The organism is Streptomyces zagrosensis (genome assembly GCF_014203645.1).
GTDB classification, from domain to species: domain Bacteria; phylum Actinomycetota; class Actinomycetes; order Streptomycetales; family Streptomycetaceae; genus Streptomyces; species Streptomyces zagrosensis.
Genome location: NZ_JACHJL010000004.1, coordinates 228159 through 247138 on the forward strand (window position 1 = coordinate 228159; position 18980 = coordinate 247138).

Consider the following 18980-nt stretch of genomic DNA (forward strand, 5'->3'; position numbering starts at 1 on the left):
TGACCCCGCCTGAAGCAGCCACCGGTACGCCGCTGCCACCCGCGCCGGCTACCGCCAGTTGCACTAGCTACGGTCACCTCCACTAGCTGCCGCCTGGCACCTCGTTTCGCGAGGTGACGTTCAGCTTGCGGAGCACCTTGGCCACGTGCTGCTCGACCGTTCGCGGCGACAAAAACAGCACGTCCGCGATCTCCCGGTTCGTATGGCCGAGTGCCACGAGGCGAGCTACCTCCTTCTCGCGCGGTGAAAGCTGGTCACCATAGCCGCGCCGACCGCGCCGGGACGGGGTACTGACACCGTTGCCACGTAGCACTCGACGGCAGCGAGCCGCATCGCGTGTGGCACCCAGCGCGGCAAAGCGCTCGGCGAGGTCGGTCAGCTCCGCCGCCAGCTGCGCCCCGAGCTTGTGCTCCACACTGCCCAGACCGGCCGCACCGCCCAGATCCGCTGATCCGCCCAGACCGGCCGATCCGCCCGAACCGGCTGATTCGGTCACACCCCCCAGCGGCCCGCCCGTACCCAGCACATCGCCCGGATGGTCCACTCCGACCGCGCCGCTGAGGTCAGCCGTACCCGCCGCGCCGGTCAGCCCCTCCACCTCAACCGTGGCGCCCAGGCCATCGAGGCTCGCGCGACCGCTGCTGATGCCCGCGTCGAGGCGGCAGCGTACGGCCGCCTCGGCGGTACGGGCCGCCGAGTACGGCCTGGGCAAGGCGGCGTAGCGCGCGCTCGCCGTCTCGAAGGCGTCGATGGCCGTGGTCCAGCAGCCCCGTGCGTAGGCCACGGTTCCCCGACAGGCGTCCAGGGCTGCGATGGCCAGCGGCGCATCGCAGTTGGCGATGCCCGCCGCGTACTCGCTGACCAGGGCCTCCGCCTCGGTCACCCGCCCGCAGCGGACGAGCGCGGCCACCGCCATCGGCATGAGGTCCGCGCCCCACACCCACATCTCCTTGCGGCGTACCCGCGCCACGGCCCGTTCGGCCTCGGCGCGGCCCGCCTCCAGTTCGCCGCGGGCCACGCGCACCCGGGTCATGGCCCCGGCTGCGGCGGCCAGGATGGGGGCGGGCGCGTTGGCGGGGTCGCCGAGCGCGGCGGCGTCGAGTTCGGCGGTGGCCTCGTCCCACTCACCGCGGGCAATGGCGAGCAATCCGAGAACCAGATGCGCATCGGCGGAGATGCCCGAAACGCCTTGCACCACGTCGAGCACCCGGCGGGCACGCTCGGCCAGCCCTTGCCAGTTGCCGATGCTCCACTCCAGCCGTAGCGAGGTGCCGTCGATGATCCCCTGGAGGAACGGCGCGCCGCACTCGGCGGCGAGCCGCTGTCCCCGGTGCCGGAATTTTTGCGCCGCCGGGTAATGCCCGAGCCAGGTCGTGGCCTCGGCCAGATTGCCGGACAGCCGGGCGATCTGGAGGCGTTCGGCGATGGTCTGCCCGGCGCCCATCAACTCCTTGGCCCTGGCCCAGGCCGTGGGGTCGCCCGCCATCATGAGCAGCGTGACGTGATTGCCGCGCACGGCCAACCGCAGGGCCGGGTCCGACTGGTCGGCGACGAGCGCTTCGGCTCGGGCTATCCACAGCTGGTACACCGAATACGGGTGCTCGCCCCAACTCGCCATCGCCAGCGCAGCCATGCCGCGGGCAGCGAGCGCCGGATAGTCGCGCAGCTCCTCGACCGCGATCTCGGTGTCCACGCGGCCCTGTTCGTAGTTGCCTGCCTGATTGTTGAGCAGCAACCCGAGGTTGAGTCGTATCTCGCCGCGTACGGCATCGGGCATGTCGCCGTCGCGCACGATGCGGCGCAGCAGACCGGCGGCCCTGCGGTAGGCGAGGCCGATCACCGCGGCCCGGCTGAGCTGGACGGCGAGTCTGGCCCGATCGCCGATGCGTAACTCCGGATCGGACAGCAAGCCCTCCAGGATTTCCACCGCGACGGCGATGTCGCCGAGTTCCCTGGCGGCGTCGGCCGCCGCCTCGCTATGCCGCAGCCAGACGTCGAGGTCGCCGGCTTGCCGCGCGTGGTAGGCGAGTTGGACGAGCGGTGGCGGGTCGGCGGCGGCGAGCGCGGCCATCACTCGGCGGTGCAGCCGGCGCCGGTCCACACCGGGCAGGGAGCTGTAGACCGCCTGCTGGGCGAGGGAGTGCCGGAAGCCGTAGCGGTCACCACCGAAGTCGAACAGCACGCCCGCCAGCAACGCCTCTCTGATCCCGCTGCCCGCATCGGCACCGCCGCCACCACCACCGCCCGGAAGTTCGGGCGCGCCGAAGGACTCGAGTTCGGTCGTATCGAGGTCACCGCCGGCGAGCCCGGCCGCGTCGAGGTCCGTGTCCTCGTTCGCTTCGGTCCCGGGTGCGGCGGCAGCTGCGGCGCCGGCCTCGGCTCCGCGTACGCGCGCCGGCTCGGCGCCCCCGAAGGGCCGGGGCTCGGTGGACCTGGGCTCGCCGCACACCACGGTGGCGATCAGGTCCTCCGCCGCGGGAATGCGCAACACGGCCGCCGCCTGCACCACGGCCATGGCGTCCGGCGAAAGGGCCGTCATGCGGTCCACCATCGCCTCGCGCAGCAGCGTGGGGACCTCCATGGCGTCGAGCGTCTCGCGAGCCGGGTTCCAACCCGCCGGAAAGCCGTCGCCGCTGAGCGCGCGGACGACCTCCTCCAGGACGAAGGGGATGCCCGCGGTGCGTTCGTGCAGTTCGGCGGCGAGCCGGGTGGGTACCGCCGCGCTGCCGGTGATGGCAGCGGTGAGGCTGCGTACGGCCGGCACGTCCAGTGGCTGGAGCGGGATGAGGACCGAGGTGGTGCCGGGTGGATGCCGGTAGGCGCGGCCCAGCGGCAGCCCGGCGCCCGGCAGGTCCTCACGGCGGTAGCTGAGCACCACGGACACCCCGGCGGGCGGGTCATCGACGAGGAAGCGGACCAGGTCGCGGGTGCCGTCGTCGGCCCAGTGCAGGTCCTCCACGATGACGACGACCTGACCGAGCGGTTCGAGCAACGCGCGCACGGCGCGAAACAGCCGGTGTTGGCGGGACCGATGGTCCTGGAGCGCTTCCGGCGCGGGCGGCAACGCGTCGGCCAACTCCGGCAGATAGGGCCGCAGCGAGCCGCATACGGGGTTGAGTCCGCTCGGCACCCGGCCTTCGAGTTGCCGCAACAGATCGAAGAACGGGCCGTAGGGGAACGGCTCGCGCAGTGGATGGCAGGTGCCGGGCAGAATGCGGCGGCCCCGTACGGATGGATGCGCAAGTGCCTCCCGGATGAGCCGGGACTTGCCGATCCCGGCCTCTCCTTCGACAAGGGCGACCGAGGGTGGATGGATGATCGCGTCAAGCAGTGTGTGGAGCTCGCCGGTGCGCCCGACGAGGACCGGCGCTCCCGAACGGCGAAGAATGGAACTGGTCATGAGGGGACTCCGTGCCCGAGGGAAGGCCGAGGCCGTGCTCCGCGATGGCCAGCCGGCGCTGAGGCGCCCGGTTCGGCTGTGCTGCATCTGCCGGCCGTCTCGGATAGGTACCGGTATCCCGGTCTTCTCCGTTATGCCGGTACCCTCCGGTCTTTTTCGGTCTTCCGTCTCCTCCGGCTCGCCTGTTGCCCGTCGGTCACCGCGGTGACGTGAAGCTACTTTCCGCAGGCCGCTGGGGCAAGGGGGTACGCACCATGACCCGGCCATCGCGAATGGGCCGCGCTCACGGCGGGGCACGGTTTCGGCCACGGCGGGGGCCGCAGGGGGCGCTGTCCGGGCTTGGTGCCGGCTGCGATACGACCGAGCCGCGACGGGCCCGTGGGGTACTGGGGCGGTCGGGCTGGCCAAAGCCCGGCGGGCTCGGCGGTGTGCTCAGCGGCGGGCCCAGCGGAGATTTGGGACCGGCCGGGCGCGGGCCAGGCTAGTGGGACGCGCCGGTGGAGCAGTGCGGCGGAACGGCCCGGCGGGCCCGCTCGTCGGGTGCCGGCCAGCGCCGGCACCCGCCCGTTTCAGCCAGTTACCGAGCAGCTCAGCCGGGTCCCCGAACCCGTGCGACACGCCACCAGGCGTGCCGCGGAATCTCGGTGTCCCGCCTCGTCGGTCACGGTGAGCGTGATGCGGTACTGCCCCACGCGGCGGTACGTGTGTGAGGGTGCCGGCTCCGAGCCCGTGGACCCGTCTCCGTAGTCCCAGGCGTACGAGCCGATCGCGTCGTCGAGGTCGAGGGATACGCGACCGTCAAAGGTGCAAGCCTCGTACAGGCAGCTGGCCAGCAGGTGCGCCGTGGGCGCCAAGCCCTCCCTCGGCGCAGGACCGGTCGCCACCATCACCTGCCCGGGTGCCGGAATTGCCGGTCTAGGCGCGGGCGTTTCCTGCCCAGTTGCCGACGTTGCCAGCCCGGGCACGGGAATCGCCTGCCCGGGCGCGAGAGTTACCTGTCCTGGTGCGGGAGTTGCCGGGCTCGGTTCCGGAACCAGCGCGCCCGGCTGCGGGGCCGCCGATGCCGACGGCGCGCCCAGTACCGCAAGAGCCATGCACGCAGCCCCCAGCCACGCGCCCCGTCCGCCCCGCGCACTCCGTATCCCACCGCATCGCGTCCGCGTCATTGCTTCGAGCCTCCCATTCCGCAATGGATGAGGCCGCCTGTAGGGGGTGGCCGACGCCGAACGCCGCTGGCCGCGTACGGCGCCGGCGCCTCTCCCCACGGGAGGCCGAAGGTCCGGCTCGTAGCGCCCCATGAAACGCTGCCGGACCTCGCACGAGCCGGAAACCGGCTCACGCGCCACCCTGGTCCACCGCCACGCGGTCAGCAATCCGTAGTCGCTACGCAGCCAATACGTATTCGACGATCAGGTCAACGCCCTTTGAGTTCGGTGCATTTGATGCGTAGCGCTACGGACCGATACGCGGATTGTTCTGCTTCAACTTCCGCCTCTACGGTCCCCACATCTCCCAACCCGACATGCACCCGCCAAAAGCACCCTGCGAAGAGCGGAATCTGGGCCCCCCGGAACCGGGGCCTCAGCGACCGCGCCTCGCACCCAACGGCCCACGCGGCGCACCGACACACCGGCGCCACGGGGCCCACCGGGGCGAAGCCGGCGAGTTGCATGTCGATCGGACGGGGGCCGCCCGCTCCCATGGCGGGCTCCTACCTGGAAAGGGAAGGCATGAGAGGAACCAAACGGCTGGCCAAGGTGGCCAGCCTCGCGGTGGCGGCCCTAGCGTTCGCACCCCTGTTCGCCGGGGGCGCTCAGGCGGTGGCCGACGACGCCACAGATCGCCAGCAGGCCGTCAACCCGACCGACACGGCACCCGCTCCCAGCGGCCCGCACGCCAAGATCATCGGCGGCGAGCCCACGACGGTCGCCGCGTTCCCGTACATCATCGCCGCGCTGCGCGAGGGCGGGCCGCGCCCGATGGGCCAAACCTGTACCGGCTCGGTGATCGGCCCGAAGACGATCCTGATCGCCGCCCACTGCAAGGACAGCGAGGGGACCAAGTCCTTCTACTACGGCGCCGATGACCTCAACAAGCCCGAGGGTGGCGTCAAGCTGGACGTCGTTTCCTACACCCAGCACCCCAAGTACGAGTCGCCGAACGGCTGGCAGACCGGCTATGACGTGGCCGTCGTCCAGACCCAGCAGACGATCCCGGTCAAGGGCGGGCAGTACGCCAAGTTCGCCACGTCGGCCGATAGCGAGCTGTCCAAGCCGGGCAAGACCGGCACCGCGATCGGCTACGGCCGTACGCGGGACGGCGAGAACCAGTACGCGCAGGTCAAGAAGGCCAGCCTGCCGGTCGTGGACGGGCGCAACACCTGCGGCTCGTTCGGTGGCTTCAACGACGCCTACATGGTGTGCGCCGGATACGCGGACGGCCACGACGGCATCTGCCAGGGTGACAGCGGTGGCCCGCTGGTCGTGGACGGTGTCGTGATCGGCGTCGCCTCCTGGGTGAAGACCGGTTGCGGTAGCTACGGCGCCTGGGGCCGCCTCACGGGCGAGATGGGTGACTGGGTCAAGACCCAGCTGCCCAACGTCGAGCCCGGCGCTCCCACCGCCGAGTTCGACGCAGCGTGCTCCGAGGACAACACGACGTGCCGCTTTGACGCGTCGGCGTCCAAGGACTCGGATGGTTCGATCTCCAGCTACGCGTGGGAGTTCGGCGATGGCAAGACCGGCGAGGGTGACAAGCTGTCGCACACGTACGACAAGAACGGTGCGTACCAGGTCAAGCTGACCGTTACGGACAACAGTGGCAAGACCGGAACCGTCACCAAGAAGGTCAGCGCCGGCAAGTCGGTGGGCGAGTCGCCGGTGCCGCAGTTCTCGGTCTCCTGCTGGTACGACAAGTGCGACTTCGACGCCTCGAAGAGCACGGACAAGGACGGCGACATCGCCTCCTACGCCTGGAAGTTCGGTGACGGCAAGACCGGCACCGGCGTGACCACGTCGAACTCCTACCCGGCGGGCCAGAAGACCTACTCGGCGGAGCTCACGGTCACCGACCGGGCAGGCAACGCCGCTACCGCCTCGAAGAAGATCCAGTGCTGGGACTTCGGCGGCCGGGCCTTCTGCTTCAACGGCTGATCTCGCGCTACGGCGCATCGTGCGGGGCCTCCCCCAGGGGCCCCGCACACGCATGTCTGGGTCTGTCGCCCGCGTTCACGTGGGAGCCGATGCCGAGGCTGAAGCTGAAGCCAAGGCCGACGCCGATGCCGTCACCGCCGCATCGCCCAGGTCGGCCGTCCGCAGGTATTCGAGCAGCACCCGGCGCAGCTCGCGGGCGGCGCGCGGCGGTGCCACGTCCTTACGGTGCGCAACGGCGATGGTACGGGCCATTTCCGCGCCCACGAACGGCGTGACCCGTAGTCCCGAGCGGGCCGCCACCATGCCGGGCACCACCGCGATGCCAAGGCCCGCGCGGACGAAGCCGAGCACGGCGTCCATCTCGCCGCCCTCCACGGTGAGGGTGGGCTCGAATCCGGCCGCCCGGCAGGCTGCCGTGGTGAACTCCCGCAGGTCATAGCCGCGCCGAAACATGGCGAGCGGCTTGCCTCGCAGATCGGCGACCCGTATCCGGGGGCGCGAGCCGGCCGGGGGCGGCGAGGTGGGCGACGAGACCACCACCAGTTCCTCGTGCAGGAGCTCGGTGGTGGCCAGGGCGGGGCCCTGGCTGGGCTGCGGGCTGATGATCAACGCAAGGTCCAGCTCGCCCGCGCCCAGGGTGCGTACCAGGTCCTGCGAGCCGTCCTCGTCCACGATGAGGTCCACGCCGGGAAACTCGTCGTGGAAGCGGCGCAACACATCGGGCACCAGGCTGGCGCACAGGCTCGGGGGCGCGCCGAGCCGCACCCGGCCGCGCCGCAACTGCGCCACCTCCTGCACCTCACGGCGCGCGGTCTCGGTGTCGGCGAGGATCTGCCGGGCCAGTGGCAGCAGCGCGGCCCCCGCGTCGGTGAGGGTGATGTTGCCGCGCGCCCGGTGGAAGAGATCCGCGCCCAGTTCCCGTTCCAGGGCGCGGATCTGCTGCGAGAGCGAGGGCTGTGCCACATGCAGCGCCTCGGCTGCCCGCGTGAAGTGCCGAAGGTCCGCGACGGCGGCGAAATAGCGAAGCTGTTGCAACTGCATGCTCGAATGATAGCCAGCGCCTATGAGAACGAGCTTGTTCATGTCTTGGACTAATGGCACGGGGTGTCTCTAGCGTCGGTTGACATGGCACTGGCTACTCGGACGGAGCGTTCCCCGTCCCTCATCGGCTCTGTATGGCGGTCAACCGTCGGCAAGAAGACGATCATGGCCGTGTCGGGCGCGCTCATGCTCGGCTACCTGATCGCGCACCTGGCGGGCAACCTCAAGGTGTTCTTCGGCGCCGACGACTTCAACGGCTACGCCCACTGGCTGCGGACCATTGGCGCGCCCATCCTGCATCACGGCTGGTTCCTGTGGCTCGTGCGGCCCGTGCTGCTCGCCGCCGTGGTGCTGCACGGCATCACGGCGTACCAACTCAGCCGCCGCGACCGGGCGGCGCGCCCACACAAGTACGTGCATCAGCGGCAGCGCCAGAGCTACGCGACGCGCACCATGCGTTGGGGCGGGGTGATCCTGACCCTGTTCATCGTGTGGCACATCCTCGACCTCACGACGCTCACCGTGAACGAGCGGGCGGAGGAGGGCCACCCGTACGAGAACCTCGTCGCCTCGTTCAACACCTGGTACGGCAACACCATCTACATCACCGCCATGGTCGCCGTGGGCCTGCATGTCAGGCACGGCTTGTGGAGCGCCGCGCAGACCCTCGGCATGAACAGCGCACGCAGCGACCGCGCTCTGAAGGCCACGGCCAACGGTCTGGCGCTGGTGATGACGTGCGGATTCATCTCTATTCCGGTGAGCGTGATGCTCGGATTGGTGGACTGACATGGCTGACGCGACTTCGCACGCAACCGCCGCTGACCCGACCTCTGATACGGCCTCGGACGCGGCTTCTGGCGTGCCTCCTACTGACAACGCGGCCCCGGGGGTGATCGCCGGCTCCCGCGCCTCCAGCGCCCTTTCCGGTGGCGCCGCCGCCGCGGGTGACTACGCCGCGTACTCGGTGGGCGTGCCCTTGGTGGACACCAAGGCGCCGAAGGGCCCGATCGAGGAACGTTGGAAAACCCGCCGCTTCGAGGCGAAGCTGGTCAACCCGGCCAACCGGCGCAAGTACACCGTCATCGTGGTCGGCACCGGCCTCGCCGGTGGTGCCGCCGGGGCGACGCTGGCCGAACAGGGCTACCACGTCGTGCAGTTCTGCTACCAGGACTCCCCGCGCCGCGCCCACTCCATCGCCGCGCAGGGCGGCATCAACGCCGCCAAGAACTACCGCAACGACGGAGACTCGATACGGCGGCTGTTTTACGACACCGTCAAGGGCGGCGACTTCCGCGCCCGCGAGTCCAACGTGCACCGGCTCGCCGAGACGTCGGTGGAGATCATCGACCAGTGCGTGGCGCAGGGCGTGCCGTTCGCCCGCGAATACGGTGGGCTGCTCGACACCCGCTCGTTCGGCGGCGTACAGGTCTCGCGGACCTTCTACGCCCGCGGCCAGACGGGTCAGCAACTGCTGCTTGGCGCCTACCAGGCACTGTCGAAGGAGATCGCGGCGGGCCATGTGGAGATGCACCCACGTACCGAGATGCTCGACCTGATCGTCATCGACGGCCGGGCGCGCGGCATCGTGGCCCGCGACCTGATCACGGGCAGGGTGTCCACGTATCTCGCCGACGCGGTGGTGCTGGCATCCGGCGGGTACGGCAACGTCTTCTACCTGTCCACCAACGCCAAGAACTCCAACGCCACCGCCATTTGGCGAGCGCACCGCAAGGGCGCCTACTTCGCCAACCCCTGCTTCACCCAGATCCATCCGACGTGCATCCCGCGCTCGGGCGACCACCAGTCGAAGCTGACGCTGATGAGCGAGTCGCTGCGCAACGACGGGCGCATCTGGGTGCCCAAGGCCAAGGACGACAACCGCCCGCCCGCGCAGATCCCCGAAGACGAGCGGGACTACTACCTGGAGCGGATCTACCCGGCCTTCGGCAACCTGGTGCCGCGAGACATCGCCTCGCGCGCCGCCAAGAACGTCTGCGACGAGGGGCGCGGCGTCGGCCCCGGTGGGCAGGGCGTGTATCTGGACTTCGCCGACGCCATCGGGCGGCTGGGCCGCAAGGCGGTGGAGGAGAAGTACGGCAACCTCTTCGAGATGTACGAGCGGATCACCGCGGAGAATCCGTACGAGGTGCCGATGCGCATCTACCCGGCCATCCACTACACGATGGGCGGCCTGTGGGTGGACTACGACCTGCAAACCACGGTGCCGGGCCTGTTCGCGGTCGGCGAGGCCAACTTCTCCGACCACGGCGCCAACCGGCTCGGCGCCTCCGCCCTGATGCAGGGGCTTGCCGATGGCTACTTCGTCCTCCCGGCCACCATCAACGACTATCTGGCCCGCCACCCCCATGAGGAGGTGGCCCAGGATCATCCTGCCGTGCACGAGGCGGTCACCGCGGTCACCGACCGGCTCTACGCACTGCTGTCCAACAACGGCGATCGCACCCCCGACTCCTTCCACCGGGAGCTGGGCGAACTGCTGTGGGACGAGTGCGGCATGGCCCGCACCGAAACGGGGCTCCGCAAGGCACTGGAGCGCATTCCGTCGCTGCGTGAAGAGTTCTGGCGCCGAATCAAGGTGCCGGGCAGCGGCGAAGAGTTGAACCAGTCGCTGGAGAAGGCCAATCGGATTTCGGACTACCTGGAGTTGGCCGAGCTGATGTGCCTGGACGCGCTGCACCGCAAGGAGTCCTGTGGCGGCCACTTCCGCGAGGAGAGCCAGACCGATGGCGGCGAGGCGCTGCGACTCGACGAGTCGTTCTCGTACGCCGCGGCTTGGGAATACACCGGCGCCGGCAGCGCCCCGGTGCTCCACCGCGAGGCCCTGAACTTCGAGTACGTCCACCCCACCCAGCGGAGTTACGCATGAGGCTCACCCTGCGCATCTGGCGCCAGCACGGCCCCGACGAGCCGGGCGTCATGACCACCTACGAGGTGGACGGGATCAGCGAGGACATGTCGTTCCTGGAGATGCTCGACCATCTCAACGAGGAACTCATCCTCGGCGGAGATGAGCCCGTCGCCTTCGACCACGACTGCCGCGAGGGGATTTGCGGTGCCTGCGGCATGGTCATCAACGGGCAGGCCCACGGCCCCGAGCGCACCACCACCTGCCAGTTGCACATGCGGCACTTCACCGACGGCGACACGATCGACATCGAGCCCTGGCGGGCGTCGGCGTTCCCGGTCATCAAGGACCTGGTGGTGGACCGCTCGGCGTTCGATCGGATCGTCGGCTCCGGCGGTTTCATCTCCGCCCCCACCGGCAGCGCCCCGGAGGCGCACGCAACGCCGGTGCCCAAGGCCGTCGCCGACCTGGCGTTCGAGAACGCGGAGTGCATCGGCTGCGGCGCCTGCGTGGCGGCCTGCCCGAACGGTTCGGCGATGTTGTTCACCTCCGCCAAGGTCGTCCACCTCAACGTCCTGCCCCAGGGCGGCCCGGAGCGCGAAAGCCGGGTGCTCGACATGATCGACACGATGGACGCGGAGGGCTTCGGCGGCTGCACCAACACCGGGGAGTGCGCTACGGCGTGCCCCAAGGGCATCCCGCTCCACTCGATCGCCACGATGAACAGGGAGTACCTGCGGGCCACGATCAAGGGCGGCCAGCGCCGCAACAGCTAGCTCGTCGGCCCGCTTCGGCGGTCTCCGTGTCCCGCGCGGCCTCCCCCCGCCTTACCCCCGTGGGGTGGGGTGAGGTCGTACGAGACATGGCTCCGCCCCGCCTCCACACGGCGGCACCGAGAACGTGGGCGGCCCCTGCGGGCGAGGCACGGGCCCCCACACGCGGCCCGGGGTCACTGGGTACTGACCTCGGGCCGCTTCCTATGACCGGGTTAGGGCGTTTTTGAGGCTTGTTCTCCCGGTGCACCGGGGCGAGTTGGTGGTCGCGACGGAATCACCCGGCAAGCAGTCTGCGACCTCGGCTCGTGCAACTCATGAAACTCGTGCATTTCGTGTATTCCGTGCACTTCATGCATTTCGTGAATACAGAAACCGTCGGCGCTCAGTCGCGCCGACCGCACAAGTATCCGCGCCGCACAGCGCATCGAGAGCTGGCCAACACCGGCACCGGCGCCCACCGGCCGCGATGCGCCCGGTGCGGCGGTGGACCGTACGGCGACTGCCAGGCCGGCCGCTCGGTTCGACCCGAGCCACCCACATCGCGGCGCCACCCGGCCAGGTCGTGGAGCAGTCCAGCTGCCAGGCCAGGTTTGCTGTGGGTGGCGCTGGCGCTTTCGTTGGCGTTGGCGTTGGCGTTGGCGTTGGCGTTGGCGTTGGCGTACAGCAGGTTCAGGAGGTCGGGTTGCACGGAACTCACGTTTATCCGCTCCGGGACAGTGAGCTTGATCGTGTTCCCGCACTCGGTGCACAGTGCGAGGAGCCTGGCGTCGAGGAGCTTGTGGTTCGCGTCGCCGCGGAACTCTCCGTTCGACCGGAAGCGCCTGGGAGCGCACCTGTGGCAACGGCGGAGGACTATCGGCAGGCAGGTGGGCACGACCACCCGGTTTTTGGACACAGAAATACACCGGTTCCAGTGAGAAGACCGCAGCGAAAAAGAGCACGGCGCACACGGGCGACGCGCGACGAATCAGCGCTCAGGAGGTCTCACTTGGTGTACATCGGCACGTCCTTGACAGGGCGACTGTGGGCGGAAGAACGGTAACGGCACACGGGAGCATGGCTCCACTGAGTTTCGGGCGGATGGCGATGCCTGGCCTGGCCCGCACTGCTCGGCCCACCGGCCGTGCCCGGATGAGCAGTTCCGGTGTCGTGGTGCTGCGTCATCGGGTGTGTGCGGTGTCAGCAGGTACGTCGTGGCATCGTGAGGCCATGACCATTGCAGTTCGCGCGGCTTCAGTTGTAGAGGACGTCCGTACCCTGGTCGGTCCGAAGTCACCTGGGGCCAACGTCTGCTGGTGCCTGAGCTACCGGGTCCCGTCCAAGCTCAACAACGAGCTTCGCGGGCCGGCTCGCGGTGAGTACGTCGCCGAGCTGTGCCGTGCGGAGCCCCCGCCCGGGGTGCTCGCCTACGACGGCGATGAGCCGGTCGGCTGGGCCGCCGTGGCGCCGCGCTCGGACACCTCCTTCGCGCGCAGCCGTAAGATCCCGCACGTCGACGACCTGCCGGTCTGGTCGCTGTGGTGCATCCGGGTACGCCCTGGTTATCGCGGGAGGGGAATCTCGCACGCCCTGATTGCCGGTGCGGTCGAGTTCGCCCGTGCCCACGGCGCGCCGGCGATCGAGGCGTACCCGCTCGACAGCGGTGGCGCCAAGGTAGACCTGACGATGGCGTACGCCGGGATTCGGAAGAACTTCGAGCGCGCCGGGTTCGCCCACGCCGCCGACACCACCTCGGTACTGGCCGGCCACCCCCGCGTTCTGATGCGGCTTGACCTGCGCTGATAGATCAGCCCGGCGTCTTAACGGCCCGCCGGACGGTGGGCAGCGATCGACAAGCGGTCAGCGATCGCAGGCCCGGAGCGCCGGTCTTGTGGTGTGTGCCAGATGGCCGTGACCATCGCGAGGATGCGCTGGGCGACCCGGACGGTGACGCCTTCGAGGGTGCGCGGCCACCGTGCTCGTTCCGCGCCTCTACGGGCTCGCCGCGCCGCGTACGGGCTCGCCGTGTCGTCAGGGTGACTGCGGTCGCTGTAGTCCCTGAAGGAGCAGTTCGACCAGTCGGCGGGGGTCGTAGCGAGGGTCGTTGTCGCGTCCGATGCAGAGGTTGCCGATGCCGCGCATGAGTTCGTAGGCGTGCGTGCCTGGCCTGATGTCGCCGGCGGTGACTGCGGCATCGAGCAGTTGCGCACAGACGGGCACCAAGCGGTCGAGGAAGTAGGCGTGTAGCGCGTCGAAGCCGCTGCTGTCGGACTGCATCGCGGTGGCGAGTCCGTGCTTGGTGACCAAGAAGTCAACGAAGAGGTCGATCCACTGACGGAGCGCCGCGAACGGGGATTCGGCGCTGGTCAGCAGGGTTGGCCCGGCCTCGGCGCAGGCATCGACCTGGTGGCGGTAGACGGCGACGACGAGATCCGCCCGAGTCGGGAAGTGGCGATAGATCGTCCCCATGCCGACGCCTGCTGTGGCCGCGATTTCCCGGATGGGCGCATCGACACCAGAGGTGACGAACACCGCGGCTGCGGCGGAAAGCAGCGCCTGTTGGTTGCGCACCGCATCGGCCCGCTTGCCGCGGGCCGGCACCTCCCCGGAGGGGCTTGAAGCGGACACCACGCTCTCCTTCCGACGCCGATTGACAAAGCGGAACAGCGCTCCGTATCGTAATCGGAACAACGCTCCGCTTGCAGCCTAGCTGAAGCCGGGCATCCTGACCGCCTCGTCCGCCGCCCATCGCATACGGCGCCGGCGGCACAGGCCATCGAAGGGAATCGCGCATCATGAGTGAATCGACGTACCCAGCCGACGCCCTCAGCTCACCCACGGCCGTCCTGTCGGTCAGTCCGGTAGTGCTGTCAACTCCCGACCGAGCCGTGGACCTGGAGATGCGCGTCTCCGCGCCCGTGACCGGCAGCGACCTGCCAGTCATCCTCCTCTCGCACGGTCAGGGCTATTCGAACCACCTTTCCTCGCTGAACGGTTACGCCCCCCTCGCCAACTTCTGGGCGGCACACGGCTTCGTCGTCATCCAGCCCACCCATCTGAGCTCCAGGACGCTGAGCCTGGCCCCCGACGCCCCCGGGGCGCCCTTGTACTGGCGATCCCGGGCCGAGGACATGCGGCGCATCATCGACCAACTCGACGTGATCGAGGCCGCCGTCCCGCAACTCCTCGGGCGTCTGGACCACAGCAAGATCGCGGTAGCCGGGCACTCGATGGGCGGGCACACCGCGAGCCTGCTGCTGGGCACCCGGCTCACCGACCCGCAGGACGGAAAGGAAGTAGACCTGACCGACTCCCGTATCAAGGCGGGCCTCCTGCTTGCCGTACCCGGCCGCGGTGGCGATGCCCTCAACGCATCCATAGCCGAGGCCCTGCCTTTCCTCCTGACCACGGACTTCTCCACCATGACGACGCCTGCTCTCGTAGTCGCAGGCGACCAGGACACCGCTACCCATCTGACGGTTCGGGGCCCGGACTGGCACACCGATCCATACGTCCTCGCCCCCGGCCCCAAATCCCTGCTCACCCTGTTCGACGCGGAGCACGGGCTCGGCGGGATCGCTGGATATGACGTCGCCGAAACCACGGACGAAAGCCCCGAGCGAGTATCCGCGGTCCAACGACTTACCTGGGCCTACCTGCGCACAGAGCTCTACCCCGGAGATCCCGCCTGGCAGGCGGCGTGTGACGCGCTGGCGGCCGACCCCAACCCGCTCGGCCGCGTCGAATCCAAGTAGGTCCAAGTAGGTCCGAGTAGCCGAGTAAGCGAGTAAGCGAGTAACCGGGCCAACGAGGCGCCACCGTCCGATTGCGGGCCCGAGAAGAACGCGGCGTGGGCCAGGCATAAGCGGAAGGTAGAACACGTTTTCTTACGCGCCGTCAAGGCCGGTAGCGTGACGCGGATGACGGTAGGCACTGCGGAAACCCGGTTGGTCATCCTGCGCGGCAACTCGGCATCGGGCAAGTCAGCCGTGGCCGCCGAGATGCGCGAACGATTCGGACCCGGCCTGGCCCTGGTCGCACAGGACAACCTGCGTCGGGTCGTCCTGCACGAGCCCGATGCCCCCGGCGGTGCGAACATCGGCCTGATCGACACCGTGGCCCGCTATGCGCTCGACGCCGGCTACCACGTCGTCCTCGAAGGCATTCTCTCCGCGGCACGCTACGGCCCCATGCTCGGGCGCCTCCACCGCGACCATCGCGGCCTCACCCATCTGTACTACCTGGACGTCCCCTTCGCCGAAACGCTGCGCCGGCACGCCTCCAAGCCCCAGCCGAGCGAGTACGGCGAGGCAGAGCTACGCGCCTGGTACCAGCCGCTCGACCTCCTGCGCGGCGACACGGAGACCGTGATCGGCGCCGACAGCCTCCGCACGGAAACGGCCGACCGCATCCTGCGGGATACGGGCCTGTCGAGCCTGCCCACGCTCCACCGCTGAGAGCCACTGAGGGCCGCTGAGGGCCGCTGAGGGCCGCTGAGGGCCGAGTTACGGGGGCGGGTTACGGGGGGCGCGTTAGGCGGGCGGGTTACGCGGGCGGGTTACGCGGGCGGGTTCGCTGGATTCTGGCTCTCGGGGACGATGGACCGCGTCTCGGGGCGGGCTCAGGGCCGGCGCCGCGGGCGGTTTCGGCCGCCTGGCCCCCGGGAAAGCGCGCCCTCCAACTCGTCCAGCGCATCCACCAGGAGTTCCGCACACCGCACCGGCAATGCCGCGGTGCCCTCCCGGTCCCGCCATGTGTCCAGCGCCGCGTGCACCGCGCTCCAGTCGAGCGGCTGCCGCTCCCGTACGGCCGTGGCCGCGTCCGGCAGCGCGGCACGCAGGGCCGCCGCGAACTCCGCGGCCTCCGGTGACGGGGGCGCGTCCCGGTCCGGCGGATGGGCCTCCAGGAGCATCGTCACCCGCCCCATCGTGGACAGCGCGGTCTGCGCCGCGCCGGCCGAGCGGCGCGAAATGCCCCGGTGCCGTACGGGTTCCGCCTGCGCGCGGGCTTCACTCTGCTCCCAGCCCATCCGCGCTGCGCGAGCGTCGAGCAGCGCCTCGCGCACGTGCCGCGGCCTGCGTTCGAGCGGCCGGGCGTGGCCGATGAACACGGCGATCGCGTACCGGCCGTTCGCCACCAGCCAGTCCGCGAGCCGATCCCGCAGCTTCGGCGTCTCCCACGCCGGAAACAGGGCGTACGCGGCCATCGCCAGCAACCCACCGAGCAACGTGAGCCCCACCCGGTCCTGCACCGTCTGGGACCAACCCTCCCCCGCGATGCCGAGCAGGAAGATGACGTACGCGCTGATGCACGCCGAGGCCACGGTGAACCCGGTACGCAGCAGCAGGTACAGCAGGCCCACGCACAGCACGGCGAGCGCCGCGCTCACGTACTCGCCGGGGTGGCCGAGTGCCACCGCCGCGCCACCGAGCAGCACCCCCACCAGCGTTCCGGCGAACCGGGCGACGCCACGTGAGTACGTCTGCTCGAAGTCGGGCCGCATCACCATCACGGAAGCCATGGGCGCCCAGTAGCCGTGCCCGAGCGGCATCACGAGGCCCAACAGATAGCCGGCGCAGGCCACCGCCGCCAGCCGCATGGCGTGCCGCAGTACGGGCGATGACCAGCGCACCTCACGGCGCAACGCGCGCAGCGCGACCGGGACCAGCCGCGGCACGGTCGGGCGCAGCAGCGCATTTCGCACGGCAACGGCCTCCACGCCCGAACCGGCCCGCTGACCGGAGGCCGACTGCTTGGCGGAGGCTGACTGCTTGGCGGCGCTCGGTCGTTGTCCGGAGCTCGCCTGTTGTTGGGTGTCTTGCGGTGTGGGGCCGTGCTGGTCGGAGGGGGGTCGTGGGGTGGGGCGTACCGGCTCGACCGTCTCCAGTGGCTCATCGGCCGACTCGACCACGTCGGCGAGCAGCGCCATCAGCCGTAGCGCGGAGCGACGTGCGGCGCCTTGCAGTATCGGGCCTGCCGCCGGCACCTCCAGGACGGTCATCGCCTCGGATGGCAAGCGCACCGGCTTGCCCCAGCGGATGGCGTGCGCGACCGCGTCCAGTACGGTCCCCGCCGCGTCCAACAGGTCGCGGACCCGGTCGCGTTCTGGCCCCTCGGCGGGGGCGCCGATCACCGGGTCGGCGAGCGAGGCGAGTACCGGGCGGATGCGCTCGGCCAGTGCACGGTAGCCACGGAGCTGGCGGGGCCTGCGCCGGGCCTGACGTGGTGTCATCGCAGCGGCGTGCCGGGCATTCATCAACGGCTGGGGATCGAAGGGGGCCACCGGATCGTCCCGCAGCCGGCGAGCGAAGTCGGCCTCGGCGGCAAACGCGTCGGCCAGCGCATCGCGCTGCGCGCCCCAGGGTCGGATCGGTACGAGCACGATGAGCGCCGCCTGCACCAGGCCGCCGAAGGCGATCAGCGCGGCATGTTCCACGGCACCGAACACCGAGGTCGGCAGCGTGACCGTCACCAGCATGACGGCCACCATCTGCGTCGCCACCAGACCCGTAACGGGCCCCACCGCCCAGGCCATGCCCGCGAGCAACGACCAGCCGGCGAGCAGCAGCACGAACGGCAGGGGATGCGCGGCAGCCAGATAGCCGAAGAAGGTACTGACCGCGAGGCCGGCCGCCGCGGCGAGGGCAAGGACCGGCCTGGGCCGCCAACTGCGTTGGAACGTCGCGATGCCGGAGGCAAACGCCCCGAAGGCGGACGACACCGCGAGCGGCGGCGAACCGAGCCAGAGAATCAGCCCAATGACGATGGCGACCCCGCACGCGCCCCGCAGCGCGACCAGCGGCTCCAGTCTGGTGCGTTCAATGGTCAGTCCGGTGCGGGCGGTCTCCTTAAGGGCGCGCGACCAGGTCATACGCCGAGAATACGGCGCTGATCACCTACAACCGGAACCCGCACCCATCAACCCAGGCAGGCAGCACGCCGTGGCCACACCGGCCACCGGGCCTCAGGCTCACCGAAACCGGAGGGCGGGGCCTGCGCCCCGGCTGGTGTGCTCGCGCGGCGCCTCAGTTGTTCGGCGCCGTGCAACTGATGTCGGTCAGCTTGATCGGCTTGCTGGCGTCGAGCCCGACGTACGCGGTGAAGACTTCGCGGTCGCCCCCCTTCCAGTGCGTCGTCACGGGCGCCCAACCCATGCCCGCCGACTGGGCGGTCGTGACGGGGCCGATCTCGATGTCCTGGGGCGTGTTCTGCGCGCACAGCAAGAGGTCGTAGTCGGGGGTCTGCGCGGCCTTCTCCTTGAGCTGGTCGGCAACCAAGTTCTCCCGCTCCCAGGAACGCGGGCCGTGGTTCCCGTAAAAGCCCTCCAGGAAGTGGTGCACCTGCTCGGCCTCGTACTGACGGGTGGTCGCGTCGGTGCTTGGCGCCGAGGACGCCGAGGACGCCGGGGACGCCGGGGACGCCGAGGACGCCGCCGCCGGTACGGAGGCGGCGATGCCGAGTCCGAGGGCGCTCACACAGGTGGCGACGTACAGGGCCGGTCGTCGTGAGAAATGCGACACGGTGATCCCTCCAATGCCATAGTTTGTGCTCATTAGCACGACTATGAGGTGTTACCTGGAAAGACACGGCAGCCGCCCGAATGGTTGCACCGACTCCCGGCGCTTCGGGAGCATCTCGCGCCGACACACTCCCCGTCCCGCGCCGGCCCTCGCCGCTGCTGCCAGCCCTGCTGCTGCCGCTGGCCCTGCCGTTGCCGTAGCCCCGCCCGCTGGCCCCACCCGCTGCCCCCTGGCCCGCAGGCG

At 69.9% G+C, this 18980-nt stretch carries 13 protein-coding genes and 1 pseudogene; 7 read left to right on the plus strand and 7 right to left on the minus strand.

Annotated elements, in window-relative coordinates:
- Positions 1-82: 82 nt before the first annotated feature.
- The gene (locus FHS42_RS36825; protein ID WP_246494446.1) at positions 83-3400 is read right to left on the minus strand and encodes a helix-turn-helix transcriptional regulator; all 3318 of its coding nucleotides are present in this window, start codon (positions 3398-3400) and stop codon (positions 83-85) included.
- A gap of 569 nt (positions 3401-3969) precedes the next feature.
- Complete coding sequence (locus FHS42_RS10005; protein ID WP_184571157.1) at positions 3970-4254, minus strand: PKD domain-containing protein; 285 nt, start codon at positions 4252-4254, stop codon at positions 3970-3972.
- An 876-nt stretch (positions 4255-5130) separates the two neighbouring features.
- Between FHS42_RS10005 and FHS42_RS10010 the strand changes: the two genes are divergently transcribed.
- Positions 5131-6552 carry a PKD domain-containing protein gene (locus FHS42_RS10010; protein WP_184571159.1) on the plus strand — a complete coding sequence of 474 codons (1422 nt, stop codon included), beginning with the start codon at positions 5131-5133 and terminating at the stop codon, positions 6550-6552.
- A gap of 75 nt (positions 6553-6627) precedes the next feature.
- Here FHS42_RS10010 and FHS42_RS10015 read toward each other — a convergent pair whose 3' ends face one another.
- Positions 6628-7593: a LysR family transcriptional regulator gene (locus FHS42_RS10015; protein WP_184571161.1), complete on the minus strand. Its 966-nt coding sequence runs from the start codon at positions 7591-7593 to the stop codon at positions 6628-6630.
- An 84-nt stretch (positions 7594-7677) separates the two neighbouring features.
- Between FHS42_RS10015 and FHS42_RS10020 the strand changes: the two genes are divergently transcribed.
- Genes FHS42_RS10020 through FHS42_RS10030 form a run of 3 tightly spaced genes read left to right on the plus strand, consistent with a single transcriptional unit; the run spans position 7678 to position 11238 of the window.
- Positions 7678-8382, plus strand: a complete 705-nt coding sequence (locus tag FHS42_RS10020) for a succinate dehydrogenase cytochrome b subunit (protein ID WP_184571163.1) — start codon at positions 7678-7680, stop codon at positions 8380-8382.
- A gap of 1 nt (position 8383) precedes the next feature.
- The gene (locus FHS42_RS10025; protein ID WP_246494447.1) at positions 8384-10483 is read left to right on the plus strand and encodes a fumarate reductase/succinate dehydrogenase flavoprotein subunit; all 2100 of its coding nucleotides are present in this window, start codon (positions 8384-8386) and stop codon (positions 10481-10483) included.
- Complete coding sequence (locus tag FHS42_RS10030) at positions 10480-11238, plus strand: succinate dehydrogenase/fumarate reductase iron-sulfur subunit (protein ID WP_184571165.1); 759 nt, start codon at positions 10480-10482, stop codon at positions 11236-11238. Before FHS42_RS10025 ends, FHS42_RS10030 begins: the two co-directional genes overlap by 4 nt.
- Positions 11239-11749: 511 nt before the next feature.
- Here the strand turns inward: FHS42_RS10030 and FHS42_RS38160 are convergent.
- Positions 11750-12118, minus strand: a pseudogene (locus tag FHS42_RS38160) (DUF1062 domain-containing protein); the annotation flags it as partial.
- Between the two features lie 329 nt (positions 12119-12447).
- On the opposite strand from FHS42_RS38160, the gene FHS42_RS10040 reads away from it, so the two are divergent.
- Positions 12448-13020 (plus strand): GNAT family N-acetyltransferase, encoded by a 573-nt coding sequence (locus FHS42_RS10040; RefSeq protein ID WP_184571169.1) that lies wholly within the window; start codon positions 12448-12450, stop codon positions 13018-13020.
- A 228-nt stretch (positions 13021-13248) separates the two neighbouring features.
- Here the strand turns inward: FHS42_RS10040 and FHS42_RS10045 are convergent, their stop codons facing one another.
- Positions 13249-13845 (minus strand): TetR/AcrR family transcriptional regulator, encoded by a 597-nt coding sequence (locus tag FHS42_RS10045; protein WP_184571171.1) that lies wholly within the window; start codon positions 13843-13845, stop codon positions 13249-13251.
- A gap of 167 nt (positions 13846-14012) precedes the next feature.
- On the opposite strand from FHS42_RS10045, the gene FHS42_RS10050 reads away from it, so the two are divergent.
- Positions 14013-14972, plus strand: a complete 960-nt coding sequence (locus FHS42_RS10050; protein WP_184571173.1) for an alpha/beta hydrolase family protein — start codon at positions 14013-14015, stop codon at positions 14970-14972.
- A 165-nt stretch (positions 14973-15137) separates the two neighbouring features.
- Positions 15138-15674 carry a P-loop NTPase family protein gene (locus FHS42_RS10055; RefSeq protein ID WP_184571175.1) on the plus strand — a complete coding sequence of 179 codons (537 nt, stop codon included), beginning with the start codon at positions 15138-15140 and terminating at the stop codon, positions 15672-15674.
- 164 nt (positions 15675-15838) lie between these two features.
- Here the strand turns inward: FHS42_RS10055 and FHS42_RS10060 are convergent, their stop codons facing one another.
- The gene (locus tag FHS42_RS10060) at positions 15839-18088 is read right to left on the minus strand and encodes an FUSC family protein (protein ID WP_184571177.1); all 2250 of its coding nucleotides are present in this window, start codon (positions 18086-18088) and stop codon (positions 15839-15841) included.
- Positions 18089-18242: 154 nt separating this feature from the next.
- Complete coding sequence (locus tag FHS42_RS10065) at positions 18243-18770, minus strand: hypothetical protein (RefSeq protein ID WP_246494448.1); 528 nt, start codon at positions 18768-18770, stop codon at positions 18243-18245.
- Between the last annotated feature and the right edge of the window lie 210 nt (positions 18771-18980).